The sequence below is a fragment of the Streptomyces colwelliae genome, from assembly GCF_048158785.1.
Lineage (GTDB): Bacteria > Actinomycetota > Actinomycetes > Streptomycetales > Streptomycetaceae > Streptomyces.
Genome location: NZ_JBLTJC010000718.1, coordinates 1 through 2157, shown reverse-complemented (window position 1 = coordinate 2157; position 2157 = coordinate 1). Strand labels below are relative to the sequence as shown.

The 2157-nt window shown below is 66.9% G+C and carries 2 protein-coding genes and 1 pseudogene; all 3 read left to right on the top strand.

Annotated features, from left to right (window positions below):
* Window positions 1-85 precede the first annotated feature (85 nt).
* Window positions 86-1489, top strand: coding sequence for a glutamate/gamma-aminobutyrate antiporter GadC (gene gadC / locus ACNFOC_RS53585; protein WP_416966197.1), 1404 nt, complete (start codon window positions 86-88; stop codon window positions 1487-1489).
* On the top strand, window positions 1486-1923 hold the full coding sequence (locus tag ACNFOC_RS53580) for a hypothetical protein (RefSeq protein WP_416966196.1): 438 nt from the start codon (window positions 1486-1488) through the stop codon (window positions 1921-1923). The genes gadC and ACNFOC_RS53580 overlap by 4 nt, the downstream gene beginning before the upstream one ends.
* 5 nt (window positions 1924-1928) lie before the next feature.
* Window positions 1929-2157 (top strand): annotated as a pseudogene (locus tag ACNFOC_RS53575) (hypothetical protein); the annotation flags it as partial.

The following is a 2157-nucleotide window of genomic DNA, read 5'->3' as shown; positions in this document are numbered from 1 at the left end:
ACGCAGCACGAGCGGCGCCAGATTGTCCGGCACCTCGGCCAAGTCCGGCTCGTCGTGCACGACTTGGTACGCCACCACGTACGGGCTGTCCGAGTCGAACGGCCCACGCCCGGTCGCCGCGTGCACGGTGGCCAGCCTGCGGGCCGCCCCGACGATGGCCGTGTACGGCCTGGCCTGCGTGTTCCTCTACCTCGTCCCGGCGATCGTGTTCCTGCTGCCGACCGCGCTGGTCTCGGCGGAACTCGCCTCCGGGTGGAGCGGCGGTGTCTACCGCTGGGTCAGCGAAGGACTGACGAAACCGCTCGGATTCCTCGCCGTGTGGTGCCAGTTCGCGATGACGATCTTCTACTACCCGAGCCTGCTCGCCTTCGTCGCGAGCACCATCTCGTACGTCATCGACCCGGCCCTCGCCTCCAACGGCCTCTACACCGCGATCGTCATCATGGTCCTGTACTGGACGGGGGTGTGGGTGTCGTCCCGTGGGACCAAGGCCCTTGCCGGGCTGTCCAGTTGGGGGCTGATCATCGGAACCCTCGTACCGGGCACCATCCTTGTCGTGCTCGGCATGGTCTTCCTCGCCCAGGGGAATCCGTCGGCCGCCCCGATGACGTCGAGCCATCTGCTGCCCGAGTGGACGGGCCTCGCCAGCCTGGTCCTCATCGTCAACAACTTCCTCTCCTACTCCGGCATGGAGATGAACGCCGTCCACGTGTCGTCGCTGAAGGACCCGGCGAAGGAGTACCCCAAGTCGATGTTCCTGGCGATGGGGTTGGTGCTGCTGATCTTCATCCTGCCCGCGCTGGCGATCAGTTGGGTGGTGCCGTCGGACCAGACGAGCCTCACCGCGGGTGTGATGCAGGCGTTCAACGCGTTCTTCTCGTACTTCCACATCGGCTGGATGACCCCGATCGCCGCCGTGATGCTGGTCTCCGCGTCGCTCGGCGGCATGCTCACCTGGCTGGCCGGACCGTCCAAGGGCCTGCTGGAGATCTCCCGCAGCGAGGGCTATCTCCCGCCGTTCCTACAGAAGTTGAACCGGTTCGGGGTGCAGCAGAACATCCTCGTCACCCAGGGTGTCGTCACGACGGTCATCGCCCTCGGGTACGCGCTGCTCCCCAACGTCTCCAACGTGTACTGGATCTTCTCGACCATCACCACGCAGGTGTATCTGATCGTCTACCTGCTGATGTTCGTCGCCGCGATGAGGCTCCGGAAGACGCAGCCCGACCATCCGCGCGGCTACCGCGTCCCCGCCCTCCATCTCCTGTGCACGGTAGGCCTGTTGGCGTCGATCGCCGCCCTCACGATCGGTTTTGTCCCGCCCTCGCAGTTCGGCGGCGGCAGCGTCTGGGCGTACGTCGGGATCATCGGCGGCGGCCTGGTGATCCTCGGCCTGCTGATCCCGTGGGCGTTCCTCAAGTTCCGCAAACCCGGCTGGCGTACGACCGCGCCCGCGGCGGACGGGACGACGGCGGGTGATGTCGCATGAGCCCCACCAAGTTCGCCTCCGAGCACCGGTGGATCTACGTCGGCGCGATCGTCCTGCTGGTCGTGCTCGCCGTCGTCGGTGTCATCCAGTACGACAGCGTGAAGACCTCCAACAAGGCGACGGACAAGGCGAATCAGCTCGCCGACGCCGCGGTGGCGGCCGGCTATCCCCGGCCCGACACCAAGACGATCGCCCGTGCGCTCGGCACCGACGGCGGCATCGTCTGCAAGGACCCCGGCAGCGCCCTGAAGTCGGCCCTGTGGAAGATCAACGTGTCCAACGGGGCCGCGTTCGTCGGCCAGCGCCCGGTCATCGGCGACTCGAAGGCGCTGCGGGCCGAGGCCAAGATCCTGGAGATCTACTGCCCGGACAAGCTGCACAAGATCCAGGACAAGCTCGACGACCTGAAGACCGACGACACGGTGAGGGGCTGATCACGATGGCCGAACTGGCTTCCCGCATAGCCGAGTTGATGCCCCGCGCGCAGGCCGACCTCACCGAACTCGTCGCGATCCCGTCCGTCGCCGACCCTGCGCTGCGGTCAAGGGCGCGACGGAATTCTGTGGCTTCGCGCCGGCGACACCTGGCTTCGCGTCAAGGCCTGATCCTGATACACCGCGCCGAGCGTCGCCGCTGTCGAGACCTGCCCGCCAGCCCCTCGTTGACCC